At 58.8% G+C, this 15102-nt stretch carries 11 protein-coding genes; 2 read left to right on the top strand and 9 right to left on the bottom strand.

Annotated features, from left to right (window positions below):
- Positions 1-38: 38 nt before the first annotated feature.
- The 6 genes from QA646_RS29450 to QA646_RS29425 form a co-directional block, all read right to left on the bottom strand.
- Entirely contained in the window at positions 39-2480 is a 2442-nt protein-coding gene (locus tag QA646_RS29450) for a DEAD/DEAH box helicase (protein WP_283061236.1), read from the bottom strand.
- Positions 2481-2590: 110 nt separating this feature from the next.
- Positions 2591-3769 (bottom strand): DUF932 domain-containing protein, encoded by a 1179-nt coding sequence (locus QA646_RS29445; protein ID WP_349254285.1) that lies wholly within the window; start codon positions 3767-3769, stop codon positions 2591-2593.
- 75 nt (positions 3770-3844) lie between these two features.
- Positions 3845-4501: a hypothetical protein gene (locus QA646_RS29440; protein ID WP_283061132.1), complete on the bottom strand. Its 657-nt coding sequence runs from the start codon at positions 4499-4501 to the stop codon at positions 3845-3847.
- Positions 4502-4605: 104 nt separating this feature from the next.
- Entirely contained in the window at positions 4606-6735 is a 2130-nt protein-coding gene (locus QA646_RS29435; RefSeq protein WP_283061131.1) for a ParB/RepB/Spo0J family partition protein, read from the bottom strand.
- Between the two features lie 273 nt (positions 6736-7008).
- The gene (locus QA646_RS29430) at positions 7009-7512 is read right to left on the bottom strand and encodes a hypothetical protein (protein WP_283061130.1); all 504 of its coding nucleotides are present in this window, start codon (positions 7510-7512) and stop codon (positions 7009-7011) included.
- Between the two features lie 188 nt (positions 7513-7700).
- A complete protein-coding gene (locus QA646_RS29425) occupies positions 7701-8234 on the bottom strand; it encodes a transposase (protein ID WP_349254284.1) in 534 nt (177 codons plus the stop codon).
- A 362-nt stretch (positions 8235-8596) separates the two neighbouring features.
- Between QA646_RS29425 and QA646_RS29420 the strand changes: the two genes are divergently transcribed.
- Positions 8597-9424 carry a type IV toxin-antitoxin system AbiEi family antitoxin gene (locus QA646_RS29420; protein WP_283061129.1) on the top strand — a complete coding sequence of 276 codons (828 nt, stop codon included), beginning with the start codon at positions 8597-8599 and terminating at the stop codon, positions 9422-9424.
- Complete coding sequence (locus tag QA646_RS29415) at positions 9421-10305, top strand: nucleotidyl transferase AbiEii/AbiGii toxin family protein (protein ID WP_283061128.1); 885 nt, start codon at positions 9421-9423, stop codon at positions 10303-10305. Before QA646_RS29420 ends, QA646_RS29415 begins: the two co-directional genes overlap by 4 nt.
- A 1189-nt stretch (positions 10306-11494) precedes the next feature.
- On the opposite strand, the gene repC is transcribed toward QA646_RS29415, so the two are convergent.
- From repC to repA, 3 genes are all read right to left on the bottom strand, one after another.
- Positions 11495-12709, bottom strand: coding sequence for a plasmid replication protein RepC (gene repC, locus QA646_RS29410; RefSeq protein ID WP_283061127.1), 1215 nt, complete (start codon positions 12707-12709; stop codon positions 11495-11497).
- Positions 12710-12865: 156 nt separating this feature from the next.
- Entirely contained in the window at positions 12866-13891 is a 1026-nt protein-coding gene (gene repB / locus QA646_RS29405; protein ID WP_283061126.1) for a plasmid partitioning protein RepB, read from the bottom strand.
- Entirely contained in the window at positions 13888-15102 is a 1215-nt protein-coding gene (gene repA / locus QA646_RS29400; protein ID WP_283061125.1) for a plasmid partitioning protein RepA, read from the bottom strand. Before repA ends, repB begins: the two co-directional genes overlap by 4 nt.

The following is a 15102-nucleotide window of genomic DNA, read 5'->3' as shown; positions in this document are numbered from 1 at the left end:
CACCAGGTCGGAGACAAAAGGGAGCCCCGATCTCTCGGCTATTCGAGCCTATAGCCAAGGGACCGATATCCTGTGCGCCGTTTCGCCGCCATGCGTGCCAGCACAGGCACGGCAGCATCGACATAGTCGATGACGAGAACGTCCAACTTGTCGTCATGTTGTCGGTGCAGGCGGCCTACGTACTGGGCCAAAGTGCCTTTCCACGAGATCGGCATGGTCAGGAATAGCGTATCGAGCCGGGGATCGTCGAAGCCTTCTCCAATATAGCGGCCCGTCGCGAGGATCAGGCGCTCCTGCTCGTCGGGTACCCGCAATGCCGCTTCCGCCGCTTTACGCTCAGCGGCGGACATGCCGCCGCGCAGAACGGCAAGGTTGCGGACGAAAGGCGAGAAGCGGTCTCTAAGATAGTCGAGATGATCCTTCCGCTCTGTCAAGACGATTGGCGAGCGTTTTGCCTCAAGCGATTTCAGGACGTCGTCGAAGATCAGGTCGTTTCTTCGCGCATCCTGGCTCAACGCTGCATAGACCGCCGGCATCGCGGGGCGTTCTGACATTGCCAGTGACAACGGCAATTCGAACTTGGTCGAGCGCTCGCGTGCACGATGGCGAATGCCTCGTTCAAGCGCCTGCTGCTGCGCGCCGACCCGGTGGCGAACCGGGCCGCACTGCATGAAGATAATCGGGTGATGGCCATCCTTACGCGCGACCGTTGCGGAAAGGCCGAGGACAAACCGGGCTTTCGATCGGCGCGCCACAAGTTCAAAGCTCGCCGCCGACAGGTGATGGCATTCGTCGACGATGAGATGCCCGTATTCCCCGACAAGATCCGATACCTCTCCTTTACGGACAAGGCTCTGGATCAGTGCAACGTCGATTATTCCGGTTGGCTTTCGCTTCCCTCCGCCGACAATTCCGATCTGCTTCGGATCGATATTCAGGAACGAACGCAAGCGTTCCAGCCATTGGTCGAGCAGTTCTCGACGGTGAACGAGCACCAATGTATTGCGCGCGCGTTCAGCAATCAGCGATGCGGCAAGAACGGTTTTTCCGAATGCGGTCGTCGCGGCAAGCACGCCGGTATCGTGAGTGACGAGAGCGTCGAAAGCTTTCAGTTGCGGCGGCCGCAAATCTCCCTGGAAGGAGATTCCAGCAGGCAACTGCTTGCCGTCTTCCCGATGGTCCTGGAGGTCGACATCGATATCGTGGTTTCTAAGAAGTTCGATCGCTTCGTCAAGACAGCCCCTTGGCAGCCCCACATGCCGAGGGTGAAGCTCGGCACATGAGATAATCCGCGGCTTGCCGAAGGCCGGCAAACGCATGGCTTGCGCGCGATAGAACTCCGGATTCTGGAAAGCCGCAAGGCGAATGAACCGGGTGGTCAGAGCTGGCGGTATCTCCGTCCTGTCGATATAGACCTGATCAGCAACAACGATCTTGACGCTCTTCGGTAGCGTAGCTTCTATTCGGCCGATGTCGGAGCGCCTGGACGGCGTCATCCGCCAGGGCTCGTCGGCATGCTCGTCTTCCACCGGCATCCGAACGGCAAGGACACGGCCAGACCTCTCCGCGTCATCGACAAGCTCAAAGACCGCATCGGCGGAGAGCCTCGGCAAGGACGACAGGAACGCCCACTGATCGTCATATGGGCGCAAGTTCTTGTCGACGAATACGCTATTTCCTTTTTCCCGCGCCCTTCGTTGCAGCGGAAGAGCGATCAGGTTGCCAAAGCCGCCAACCGGCATCGTGTCCTGATTGGGAAAGAACCGATCATACGAAGCAAAGCCGATCTCCGGGCGCCGCTCCATCGTTTCCGTGATCAGCGCGGCTCCCAGTTGACGCGCAATCCGTGCCGGCACAGGCTCGTCGAAGAACAGCCACACATGTCCGCCGTTCCCGGATCTCGACCGTTCCAGCGCCGCTGCGATCCCCTTGGATCGGCATGTTTCCAAAAGCGCGGTGGCGTCGTCGGCCCAGTTCTCCTTGTCGAAGTCGGCAGCCAGGAACCAGCAGGTCTCATCCTGCAGCAGAGGATATACCCCGGCGACAAAATCCCCGGCACTGAAGCTGTCACCGCCGCGCAGATGTCTTTCGACAATCTCATCCGAAAGCGGGATAAATGCCTGGTGGGGACAATCTCCGCATTTGATCTTCGGCTTGCCGCACAGCCCCTTTGCCCATTCGTTGGCGCAAGCCGGAGAATATCCCGAGCGGGCCGTCTTTCGGTTTTCCCATCGGACAGGGAAAACATCCATACGACCGGCAAACATGCGGCGGAACAGCGCCACCTTTTCCGATACCGGGGAGTTGTTGGTAACGGGGGCGCCGACAAACAATTCAGTTTGGTCGGAGCGTGTAACGGCAAGCGCCAGCTCCTGCTCAAGCGACACGAGGATGCGCTCAAGCTCGTTCTTCTCGGCGTCCAAAGCCGCTAAGCGTTGCTTGATACGCCCAATCTCATGTTCAATTTCTTCGCCGCTCAACGGTTCGATCGTCCGTGCCACACACCTGCACCCAGCTTAAAGCAGAGAACTTCCAGCCTAAAGGTGACACGTTCTCGCTCGTCAAACGAGCCGTAATTATGCCGAGTAAATCAGTTGGATTTTGCCCAGCATGACGGCAATTGGCACGGCGTGGTCGGCATAATCATATACTCCGCATAATCGATCTTATGCCGATATCGGCATAAGATCGACTCGGGCGGCCTCCCCTCCTCCGACAGCACCATCTCGATCACCTTGCCGGTCTCGCCCTTTGAGAAGCCGCGACGACGCAGGAACACTTCGCGATCGTCGTCCTTGCGCGCGACGATCCGCTCACGCGCCGCCTTGATGCCGGCGATGAAGGGCGCCGGCGACGAATTGGCAAAGCTGGTGAGCGCGGGTGCTGCCTCATGCGCAAATCGTTGGGCGGCGAACTTCGAGTGGCGGATGGTGATTTCTTCAAAATTCTCTGTGCCCCAGAGGTTCCTGTTGGCGCAGACCGCCCGCAGATAAAAGGAGGCGATGCCGAGCGTCTGCGAGCCGACCTCGGAGTTCCAGGCATAGAAGCCGCGGAAATAGAGATCCGGCTCGCCATTCGGCAATCGTCCGGCTTCGATCGGATGGGTGTCGTCCACCAGGAACAGGAAAACGTCCCGGTCGCTGGCGTAAAGCGTCGTCGTATCCTTGGTGATGTCGACGAAGGGATTGTGGGTCATCGTTGCCCAATCGAGCTGACCCGGCACTTTCCACATCGTGTCGCCGGTCCCGTTGCCGGCGATCTTCATCACGGCGGAGACCAGTTCATGGTCCCAGATGCGGCCGTATTCGGGCCCGGTGACGGCTCGTAGTTCAAGCCGCCGATCGTCCATCTCGAGCGTCTTGACGAGCTCGGCACGGTGGTTGAGCAGGCCGTGCTGCAGGTTGATCGCGGCAAGCGGCGCTGGCAGCTGCCGCATATAGGTGGCGGGTGCGCGAACGAGGCTGCAGAGCTGGCCGTAGCTCCAATGGGTCGGTGCGATCGCTTGACGCTGACCCGGAACGAGAAGCTCAAGCCGCTCCGCATTGTCGCGCGTCGCTTCGACCCGGATCGCAGCGCTCTCGATCGTTCTGGCATGGGCGCGCTCGGCGCGGGATCGAACGGTGTCGTAGAGATCGGTCAGTGACAGGAAGCGTTCATCATCAGGACGCGAAAACCATTCCGACGACACGCGGGCGATCCTCTCGCCGCGCGAGATATCGACCTTGAAGGCGGAGGGAACGGTCTGAGTGGTGGGAGCGAGAGTGTTCATTGGATGTCTCCTTAAAGACGAAAACCCGGCGCTGCGGCCGGGCGAGGTTGAGGGATGACTGGGGAAGAAGAAGGATCAATCGAACGTCAGCCGGCGGTGCGCCGACCTAATCGCCGAGAGCGCAGCCTGGAATTCGGCGTTTCCGACGACGTCGGAAAAATCCATCGTGGTGGCGATGGAAACGCATGCTGCATGGACCTCGTCGTCGGTCACTGCCTCGGGAGATAGAGCTTTGAAGCTCGGATCTATTTCGAGCACGGCGGCGATTGCATCGCGCACACCAGCCTCTTGCAGCCTGACCAGGACGTGGGAAGGCTTTGGTGGGGTGGCCGGTTCTTCAGGATCCGGTTCTCCGGCGAGAATGGCTTCTCCTCGGGCAATCGCCCAGGCAGATCGGGCGAGCCATTCGAGCGACGGCGGCCGGGCCGAACTGATGTCATCCAACAACATCTTCAACAGTCCGAGCAGGATCTCGAAATGACGCGCCCGGCGCTGGATAGGTTCATCGAATTGCTGCGGGACTTGGATGGGTGGACCTTCATAGGCCGCATGTGTGCCGTCCCAGAGCCCAGTGATATGAACTGGACCGGAGGAATCGAAGTCCTTCTCGGCGATATCCCAGCTGTCGTCGTCGATGGCGGCACGGCAGGCCGCCTCCAGTGTGTCCGCCGCGTAAGTGCGGCGTCGGAAGACCGGCAGGTCGTAGGTGGTCTCGATGGTGAAGTCAGGCATGGGTGCCTCCTGAAACGGAAAAACCCGGCGCGATGGCCGGGCTGTTTTGCAACGAAGACCCGACCGCAATGACGATCGGGTCAGGTGATGTGATGCTCGTGAACCTATTCGGCGGCGGCGAGATGCTCGCCGTCGATCCCGCTTTCCATATCCTGCGTGTCGTCGTCCGATGTTTCGGGCTGGTCGAGGAGGAAGGCCGGCAGGTTGGAGAGCTGCGAGGGGGTCTCGCCCTCATCGGATCCGACTGAGGCATCATCGGCGACAGCGTCGCTTTGGTTGATGCCGCTTTCGACCGGCATGCGAAGCGGTTCCGGCAGCCACCCGCAGCCTGTCATCAGCCGCTCGGCCTCGCGGGCCATGTCGGTCTTCTTGAGATGGCCGATCAGTTCCGCGGCCTGGTCGCCCTTGGCTTCCCGGACGGCCTGCAGGATATGCGCTTTGGTGACGCGGCCGAGATAGTTGTCGGCGGTCGCCGTCCAGCCGGCTTTCACCATGTCGAAGCCGATCGAGCGAGCCAGCTGCTCGGCATGGGCGATCGCCCGGGTCCGCTTGTTCCAGGGTTCGGTCACCGCGTTCACCGACAACGAGGCGCAATGGGCAAACAGCGCCTGCCGGCTGACCTCGTCGAGCTCGATCAGGAAATCCCAGAGATCGTTTGGATCCTTGGGCAGATCCTGGCCCCAGGCTTCCTGCCGCTGCTCGATCTCCTTCGTCCAGACCGTATCGCCGAGACCGGGCGTCTGGCTGAAGCGAGCGCTCTGCAGTGTCACCTCCAGGCACGAATCCGAGCCGTAGACGTAGAAGGTCTTCAGGACGAAGGCATGCAGGACCGCGATGAAGGCGATGACCGAGTTGTTCGCCAGCGCATTGCGCAAAGCGATCGTGCGAGCTGCCGTGAGATCGAGAACGAGACGGTCGGGAAGCGGCTTGATTGTGTCGTCCTCGTCATCCGGTTGGGTAACCTCGCCGCCGGCGGCTCCGGTTGCCGGAAGGCTGCTGGCATAATCGGCACCATCGCCGGCATCAGCCGAGGGATCGGCTTCATCCTTCGGTTCGTCCTCGGGCCGCACGAAACCTCGCTCGATCTTGAGCTCGCCACCCACGCCGAGCGAGACGAAGGCCCCACCGCGGGCGACCTCCTGCGGATCGAACATGTGTGGACGGTCGTTGAGCCGGTCGAGCTCGATACCAAGCTCCTCCAGTTTCTGTTCGGTCGCTTCCGAGTACTCGTCCGCCTCCGCGTACTCTGCGTCGAGCTTGTCGTATTCGGCGCGGGCGGCGTCATAGCGGGCCAGTTCGTCTTCCGTCATTTCGGCCTGATCGCCGTAGAAGCGCCGCAGGCCGGATGTGTGGCCGTAGGGGAAGTCGAAGGCTGCTTCGACCCACTTCCAGCCTTCGCTCACGCGGATCGCCTCGGCGTCGGCCTTCAGCTTTTCCATCACGAGCTGCTCCAGCAGCGCCGGATCCTGCAGCCATCCGCCCTGATCCTGGTCGAACAGATCCCGCATCACGACGCCGCCAGCGGCCTCGTAGGCTTCGACACCGACATAAACGGCGCGGCGGTCGCTAGCGCGGATCGCGGTTTCGGTCAGCAGTCGGCGGATGTAGTACGGCTCCCGGCTATGCGACCGCGAGACCGTGTCCCAGACCTGCTCCTGGCGAACAGGATCGTTGGTGATCGAAAACGCCATGATCTGCTCGAGCGTCATCTCGTCTTCGGCATAGAGATCAAGAAGCCGCGGCGAGACGGAGGCCAGCCGCAGGCGCTGCCTGACTGTCGCAACCGAGACGAAGAAGCGCGCGGCGATCTCCTCCTCACCCAACCCCTGCTCACGCAAGGTCTGGAAGGCGCGGAACTGATCGAGCGGATGCACGGATACGCGCTGGACGTTTTCAGCGAGCGAATCCTCGACTTCGAGGGTCTCGCCCTTGCTGACGATGCAGGGAACCCCGGCAGTCTTGGCCAGACGCTTCTGCGCCACAAGACGCTCGAGGGCGCGATAACGGCGCCCGCCCGCCGGGATCCGATATATGCCGGTCTCGTTGCCATCACCGTCGAGTTCCGGGCGGACGTTGAGGCTGGTGAGCAGCCCGCGATGGGCGATGTCTTCCGCCAGATCTTCGATCGAGACGCCCGCCTTGATCTTGCGGACGTTCTGCTGGCTGAGCACCAGTTTGTTGAAGGGAATGTCGCGGGCTGCACTGAGGGTGATTTTCGATGTGGCCTGAGCCATGTCGTTTCTCCATGACGGACCGGCCGGAGCCTCTCTCCAACCCTCTCAATCCGTCACAGCCTCCCTTCCCTCCTCTCCCTCTCTCCTCTCCGCTAGGTGCGGATTTGCCGGGTGCGGGACGAGGCTCGCAAGTGGCAATCGGCGACTGCCGACTGGCTGTCGGCTGGCCCCGTGGAGCGACACCACCGCTATTGTATCGCATGAAATGGTTTCGGAGCGCACGCGTCGTCGCTGTTGAAGAGAGCTGATTTTCTTGGCGCGACCTTTCGGTGCTTAGGCAGTCCCAAACCGTCGAAGCATGAACTTGAGTCTGTCGTTCTCCTCACGGAGCCTTACGACCATCAGCCGTTTCAGATGCCGATTTGCAGCTTCGAGAGCGGCAAGCTCTTCGTCCGATATGTCCTGGAGAGAGGGATCGCACCGATGATCGAACACGTCCCGATGTTTGGAGTTGCCCAGGCACTGCGTCCTCGCCCGCGGCTTTGGAACCCGCTCGGGCGCCGAGATTCGTTGCTCCTGGACGGAAGGCCCGCCGTCGTATGAGTTGTACTCGCCGGCCGCCGGCTCGACGGTTTCGTCCGGCGAAGACATCGTGGCGGGACTCGCCGGAAGGCCTTGAGCCTCTTCCTCGGCATTCGAAGCGGCCACGTCCGGTTCAACCAACGCAGCGTCTTCAAGGACTGCTGGGACCTGACGCGGATCAACGTCCAGCATGACCCCATCGGACTCGACCGCGCGGGCCACCGCCCGCAGATCCAGATTGCCCCAGATCGACATGGGTCGAGCCTTGGCTTGACGTCTGTTCGTCTTATATTCGACGACGAAGTTGGGTCGTGGTGTTCTCATGTGCCGGAAGATTGGAATTGGATGGCGACGCGCAATGATCAGGATGCTTAGAACTTCCAGATCATTTGCTTGCAGTGGGATACCTACGAGAGGGTTTTAGTAGGGAGGCGGTCAACCCGCTAGTTCATTCCAAGTCTCTTGCGCAGATCAGCATTTTCCGCGCGTAGCTTTTCAGAAAGCAGTTTTCTGAGCCGCCGGTTCTCTTCCTCTAGCTGGATGAACTCGGCAAGCTCATCATCCACCGAAACAGACTGGTCCAGAACTGGCGTGGCAGGTCGAGCTACGGCTTTCTTCCACTGATAATAGGTCTGATCGGAAATACCCGCGTCTTTGACGGCATCTTTCAAGGTAGAACCACCGGCGACCTGAGCTTCGATCTGACCAATCCTTTCTAGCTTTTCCTGATCGCTGAGGCCGCGGGTCTTCGGCTTCGCCGATTTGGACGAGCCCACCCGCGTCGTTTCAGTTGTTGCGTTCTTTGCCCTGGAAGCCTTTTTCGGAGTAGCGGGCTTGGCTTCGGCCGCCACGGCATCGTCCGCTGGGCTCTGGGTCTCTTGGTCAGCCATCGATTGTCCTCTGGGATTGACTGCTTTTTCCGCCACCGCGATCGAAGAGTCAACATGCACGCCTGCGGCGTTGAAAATCGGACGCAATCTGTGATCAGTGGTGCGTAAGATCGGCCCTCGCCGGATCCTCGCTCCTCTTAAAGCTCAAAAGTGACCCTCAGACTTCGCACCAGTCGTCGAGCAATCTTTTAAAGTTTCATCAGACGTCGCACATGGCTCACTTTGTCGCCACCCACCATCAACTGATGGATAACCTCAACAGGTTATGAGAAAATGCGCAGAAATCCGAACGATATCGTGCCAGCGGACAATGAGGACATAGCCGCCGTTGCTGGTGTACTCTCGCAAATCATGCTGAAAAAGCCGCTCTTGGCGCGGAGAGACGAACATGATTTTCTGAACGTCAGAAATCATGTTGAAATATCCGCACGAAGCGCGGATAATGTCACATGGTTTACGATCAGCGATCCCCCCTATCATCCTATATCGCCAGTCTGCTATCAGCAGGCAAAGTGGTGTTTACAAGCAAGGAAGTGGAGCATGCGCTCGGGTTGGGGCGCGGCGCTTTCCTTGACGCAGCCGAGCGCCTACAACGCCGTAAGGCGCTGATAAGGCCGCGGCAGGGCCTTTATGTCGCAGTACCCCCGCAGTTCGCCTCCTGGGGCGCACCGCCTCCGTCCTGGTATATCGACGCTCTGATGCGAAATGAACAGCAGCCCTACTATGTCGGTCTCCTGAAGGCGGCAGAGCTTCATGGGGCCACGCATCAGGCCGTCATGGAATTTCAGGTCATTACCGGAAAGCGTATGCCGAGGATCAAGGCGGGCCGCAATTTCATAGTCTTCTATTTCCGCAAGGACATAGCGGCAGTGGAAGCGGGCATTGAGGACCGGAAAACAGATACAGGCAGAATGAAGATATCTTCACCAGCGCTCACAGCGCTTGATCTCCTACGCTACCCCCAAGCAGCTGGGGGCACCGACAATGTTGCAACCGTGCTTACGGATCTCGCCGAGAAAATCTCGCCTGCCCAGCTGGCCGAACTTTCCGATGCCGCCGAGCGGCCTGTCGTGCAACGTCTTGGCCATTTGCTGGATCTGCTCGGACATGCCGATCTGGCGAATACGATGTACGCCGCTCTGATGGCCCGCGGCCCGGTGTCATGGACAGAGCTTGACAGGCAGGAGGTGCGCGACCCGGACTTCACGCTCGAACCACAGGAGCGGGACGATCGTTGGCATGTGATCGTCCGCCGTACACCGGAGGTAGACGAATGATCCCCTCTCAAAACATCGTTGCTTGGGGTGCCGTCGTTCCTTGGGCGGACCAGCGGCAGGTGGAGCAGGATCTCATCATCAGCCGGGCGCTAATAAATATCTTCAACGACAAGATGCTCGGCACCGAACTCCGTTTCCGTGGCGGCACAGCTCTGAACAAGCTCCACTTCCCGAAGCCGCTTCGCTACTCTGAGGATATCGATCTCGTCCGAACGTCTTCGGGACCGATTGGGCCGATCCTCGATCAATTGCGTGTCGTCCTCGAACCTTGGCTCGGCCGCGCGCAATTTGACCAGAGCCCCGTCGCTCCCAAGTTTCGTTTCCGCGTGGAAGCAGAAGACGGGAGTGGCGTACCTATCCGGCTGAAGGTAGAAATCAATACGCGAGAGATCGAAGCGCTCGATCCACCGCAGTCCCGGCTGCTCCAGGTGGACAATCCGTGGTTCGCCGGCGAAGCAGCAATCCCGACCTTTTCGCGCGAGGAGATGCTGGCGACGAAGTTGCGCGCGTTTCTGCAACGCGAGAAAGGCCGCGACCTGTACGATCTTTCCTATTCGTTGGAGGCGTTCGAAGGATTGAATGTGGAACGTGTCGCTGCGTTGTTTAGTCAGTATCTTGACCTTGCAGGGCAATCGATATCGCGTGCCCAGGCCGAGGAACGAATGTTTGCCAAGCTGGCAAATCCGCGCCTCCTGATCGACATGAAACCGCTGCTTCCTCTTGAACAGGCGGAAAGCCTCTCCGAGGAAGCCACCAAAAATGCCTTCACGCGCGTGTTCGAAGAAATAGTCGTCAAGATCGCCGGCGATCCCTGGATCCGCACGCCCGAGATGAAAGAGCGTTTTGGATTCGGCAGCTCTGGACCACAGATTCCAAGATAGGTTGGCCCGTTTGCGTCTGCAGCTGCAGTGGATGGCGGAGGCAGCGGACTGGCGCGTGGAGAAAAATATGCCGCGAATGTCTTTCCGCCAGCCCCCATTCATCGCAGTCGTATCCGCAGTTTATGGACTTGAACCGCTTTAATTGTTGACGGAATCGTCCGTCTAAAACGGACGTTTGCGGTTTCGACCTGGGTTCACTCGCTGATCGATTTGGGCAAATGCGACCGGGCATTCGTGAAGAGCGGCAAAGTGCACCTGACTTGGCATCACGGTCCCAGCTGGATATTTAGCTGTTATGCCGGAAAGAACATTGGCTCTTGACCAATATGCCTCTCAACTTAAACCTCTCGAGCAGGCGCTGCCGGCGATCGCAGGCGAACCCGTCTTTGCAACGAGGGGCGGGACCGCTATTACTCTCTTCCTTCGCCCTGTCGGTCTCGATCTCACATATCTTCCGCTTAGGCCAAGAGACAAGCACCTCGCCGAAATCGGCTAGACCGTCGATCGCGTCGCGGCAAAAATCGAGAGGACCGTGGGCGGTGCGCAAACATATTGCTAGTGAAGGCGACCCAGTTGTTGACGTTGGGCAGACCAAACGGAAATTAAACTAGGAACTTTCTCTGTCACCAGAAAGACGGTGCATCCTGCCTAACTCCCAGAGTGAGCAGTCGTGTTGAGGGCGGATCGACCTTCGCCTGAAATGGAGGCTCTTACGCTTGAGCCTCCCTTCGATGGAGAGGTGCATTCTGCAGCCGATCGTCGACATTCCCACTACCTCTTTGACGTAAAGCTCCTCCACGAGAACAAAGGCATCACCGACGAGCTGTTTCGGACGTTTTAATCTGCGTGGCGAGCTCACGCCAGCCGCAGCACCAATGGCTATCGCCGAACCGATCAGGCGTTTCTTTGTTAACGCTTCCGGAAGTCTTACTCGCTTTTACAGAGGAGGCCCGCGCCCCTCGAGCGGATTATTTCGGCTACGCGGGCGACCGAACCGCCGTTTCTTTCCTGAAGATAGTTTCTCAGCGTTTTTCCATCGCCGCAGAAAACCCGTTTTCAAAAAGCAAGGTAGATCAGAAGCTTAGATGAGTTGGTCGCGACCAACTTTTTGCCGGGCCCCCGAAAAAGCATGCCGAAATCCACGATCTGAACACTTTCGTCATCGGGAATACGATTGCCCTCGCCTACCCTACCCCACTCGGCTTTGCGCAACACCATTCGCCTTCAACAAGGCCATGATCATCGGCCCCAGTGAAAACTGTCCACGCTCGGAGCGTCGCGTCAGTTCACGGAGATACCCGCCGGGCGAGTTGATCATGTTTGCTCGCTCCAGGATGCCGGCAACGGCGACGGCCGCATTTTCCGGCCCCATGACTTCGCAAGCCTCCTGATAAGCCGATGGGCTGATGCCCAACATCGAGCGAACGACAACAGCCGCGGACATCAATTCACGCCAGTTCCCGATCGAACCGCCGGCGGCGTAATTTGAGACTTGCGGGCACGCCTTCAAAACCAAGCCAAGCGGAAATGCCTTCAACCCTTCCCTCTCCGTCCTAGTTGGCTTGCTCGATTTTGCCCCCCGCCTGTCTTCAGAGCAAGGTTCAAGTTCATGGATGGATTCGGGTTTTGAATTCTGTATGTGCTGCTCGATTTGGGCGCCATTGGCGCCTGGATTTTCTAATTTTTCCTGAGTTTCCAGCCGGTTGAGTACTTCCTCTTTCAGCATCTGCATTTCTTCGAGGATTCCGTTGACGTCGGCTATCGACGGCGTGCGCGGGAGGCGTGCAATCAGCGCTACATAGATGTCCTCAATGGCCTGCCAATCGCCCTCTGCGCCTTCCTCCATCGCCGCGGTGATCAGCTTGCGCACGTCACGCCGGCAGATCGTCAGGTTCTCTTTCATCTTCCGGAAGGCGGCGCGCTCCGCGACGACCTGCTGCGCCAGCATCGCGAGTTCTTCAGCACGGGAAAGAAGCGGGGATAGATCGAAACCGAAGGCGCTTTCGACGTCGCCATCGTCATCCCTGCGGGCGTAGCGCTTGCCATTGGCGCTATCCTTTCGAATGATCAAACCAGCTTCGACAAGTGCGGCGAGATGGCGCCGCAGAGTCGATCCTGCCATTCCATGAGCTCGCAACGACAGCTGTGTATTCGAAGGGAATACGATCAGCTGCGCGTCCTGGCGCAGCTCGTTGTCCGGATAAAAGCTCAAAAGCGCATCGAGTACTGCGAGGCTGTTCGACTGAATGCCGAGCGGCGCCATCGCCGCAGAGACGTCGCGAAAGATTTTCCATTTCTCGGCCGACTTACCTGCCTTGATTTCTACGGCAGCTTGCTGCCGTCTCACCAGGGCAAGCGAAACCGGCCGCCGCCCGAAGGGCGTCGTCACATTTCCCGTTTGCATCGTCTCTTACCTTTCAGCAGGCAAACGAAATTTGCTCACCAAAACGGTGCCAAAGACTCTTGACGAGGATTCGAGGAAATGCGATTCTGTTCTTGCTACAGAGACAGAAGGGCTTCCGCGACGGCAACGTTGAGGGGGCTCTTTTCTTTTTGCGTCTTACGCTTCCTTCTTTTGTTTCTGTTTCGCACGGTGCGCCTCATAGAGCGCCGGCAATTGCTCGAGCACGAAGGCCGCGAAATCGGGCGCCGCCTTGCGATCGATCATGATTTCTACCTTGGCCTTGCTCTGCTTCACTTGTGCCAGGCGCTCGCCATTTGGGCTCGCCATGACATCAGGAAGGCCGCGTTCCGTCCGACGCGGCTTCAGATGCACCATCAACGCCTTGAACCGGTCGGCCGACTGAAGTCCCTGAATTTCACTCGAACGCACAAGCTTGAGAGAGTTCTCCGCCGAGGATGCCTTTTCGATCAGCCCGGCCAATTCCTGCCAGCTTCTCAGACCGACACCTGGCGCGGATCCGATCGCATCGATCAGGTCCGAGGGGAGGGCGTCGACGATCGATAGCATCTTGGAGAGGTCGCCCTTATCAACGGACATCGACGAGATAATCACGTCGCGTGTGAAACGCTCCTTGAGTCGGGCCGCAAATCGAGCTTTCTCGATGAACGTCAGGTCCTGACGTTCATTGTTCTCCTGGCCCTGCGCGACCACCAGCTGCTCATCGGTCAGATCGCGAACGACGGCTTTCACCGGCAGGCCCAGTTCGCTCACCGCTCTCAGGCGGCGATGACCGAACGCGACTTCATATCGGCCGGGCTGTTGCGGATGAGGGCGCACAAGAATCGGCACCTGCTGACCCTGTTCCTTTATGGACGCAAGCAGGCCATCGATCTCGCCAGGCATCCGGTCCTGCATGAAAGAAGGGTCAATGACCTTCGGATCGAGATCGACCACGGCCTGTCCTTCGGCAAGACGGCGTTCGATTTCCTCGGCGCGCTCGACGCGGTCGTTCTGCTCGCGTAAAGCGTTGCCGATGTTGGCAGTCAGCTTGGCCGACGGATCACGATCCTTTCGAGCCACACCGAGAAGGGGCATCGTTCGGGTTTTCGGGGCATGCGCGTCGTTCGGAGCGTGTGCAGTTGGCAGGGTCGCGGAAACGCCCAGGATGTCCTTTCGGCTCATGTGGGTCTACCCCATGCTTTTTTGATGAGAGACTCGATCTCGTCGTTGACGGCGTTCATTGCCTCCAAGGCGCGATCATAGGTAGACCGCGTGAATTGACCGCGCTCAACCTCGAAGAGAGTTTGGTTAGTAAGTCCGGCATCCGAGACGGCCGTTGTCTTCAGCATCGGGAAATTGAGCACGTTCTCGCCGAAAATCGACCTGAGATAACCGACCATCTGGTTTTGCGGGCCGTCGCTTGGCTCGAAGCGGGTGATGAGATACCGCATCCAATTGAAGTTGAACTTGGCCCCGGCATTTTCGATTTCTCTAAGCAAATTCGACGTCATCGCCAGGAACTGGTTCATCGACATCACATCGAGCATCTGCGGGTGCACCGTCACCAGGATGGACGTTGCCGCTGTCAGGGCCGAAAGGGTGAGGTAGCCGAGCTGGGGAGGGCAGTCGATGACGACCACGTCATAATTGTCCGCGATGTCCTCAATGACTTGACTGATCCGTCCGTAAAAGAGCGTGTCGCCTTCCTTGCGACTCATCAACGCACGCGGCGTGTCATGCTCGAACTCCATGAGCTCGAGATTGCCGGGAATGAGATGAAGGTCGGGAATGTAGGTTCCCCTGACGACCTCTTCGATAGGCCGTTGCTCGTCATCATAGCGAATGGCACCGTAAAGCGTCTCATTCGCACCGACATGGATTTCCGGCTGGTTTCCAAACAGAGCGGAAAGGCTCGCCTGCGGGTCCAAATCAATCGCCAGAACACGATACCCACGCATCGCTAAATATTGCGCGAGGTGCGCGGATGTTGTGGTCTTTCCCGATCCGCCTTTGAAATTCATGACCGAAATGACTTGCAACTGCTCGCCGTCTCGCCGATGCGGCAGATAACGCCGGTTCCCACGGCCGACCTGATCCATATGCTTTCGGATTTGATGAATGTCTTCGATCGAGAATATACGGCGCCCGCCAGCGCTCGTACTGACGTTCAGTTCCGGCATGTCAGACGCGATCTGGCGCAAGTATGACTCTTTAACGCCCAAGAGTTTTGCTGCCTCCGATGGCGCAAACCCTCGGATTCCTTTTTCTGCAGACGGCGGAAAGACCTTGACGTGATGCGCTTGCAACTGCCCTGATAAAGCGTCGGCATGTCGCTCCATCAAAGCGGTCAGTCCCTCGATCTCCGGCGCAGTTTTTGCGGCGTTCTTCGCCAT

Source organism: Rhizobium sp. CB3090 (genome assembly GCF_029714285.1).
Lineage (GTDB): Bacteria > Pseudomonadota > Alphaproteobacteria > Rhizobiales > Rhizobiaceae > Rhizobium.
This window is presented reverse-complemented; position numbering and strand designations above follow the sequence as displayed.

What these genes read in the sequence shown, in the direction of transcription:
- QA646_RS29445 (WP_349254285.1), bottom strand. Translation starts at nt 3,769, where the DNA reads ATGAACACTCTCGCTCCCACCACTCAGACCGTTCCCTCCGCCTTCAAG.
- QA646_RS29440 (WP_283061132.1), bottom strand. Translation starts at nt 4,501, where the DNA reads ATGCCTGACTTCACCATCGAGACCACCTACGACCTGCCGGTCTTCCGA.
- QA646_RS29435 (WP_283061131.1), bottom strand. Translation starts at nt 6,735, where the DNA reads ATGGCTCAGGCCACATCGAAAATCACCCTCAGTGCAGCCCGCGACATT.
- QA646_RS29430 (WP_283061130.1), bottom strand. Translation starts at nt 7,512, where the DNA reads ATGTCGATCTGGGGCAATCTGGATCTGCGGGCGGTGGCCCGCGCGGTC.
- QA646_RS29420 (WP_283061129.1), top strand. Translation starts at nt 8,597, where the DNA reads ATGGTTTACGATCAGCGATCCCCCCTATCATCCTATATCGCCAGTCTG.
- QA646_RS29415 (WP_283061128.1), top strand. Translation starts at nt 9,421, where the DNA reads ATGATCCCCTCTCAAAACATCGTTGCTTGGGGTGCCGTCGTTCCTTGG.
- repC (WP_283061127.1), bottom strand. Translation starts at nt 12,709, where the DNA reads ATGCAAACGGGAAATGTGACGACGCCCTTCGGGCGGCGGCCGGTTTCG.
- repB (WP_283061126.1), bottom strand. Translation starts at nt 13,891, where the DNA reads ATGAGCCGAAAGGACATCCTGGGCGTTTCCGCGACCCTGCCAACTGCA.
- repA (WP_283061125.1), bottom strand. Translation starts at nt 15,102, where the DNA reads ATGGCGAAGAACGCCGCAAAAACTGCGCCGGAGATCGAGGGACTGACC.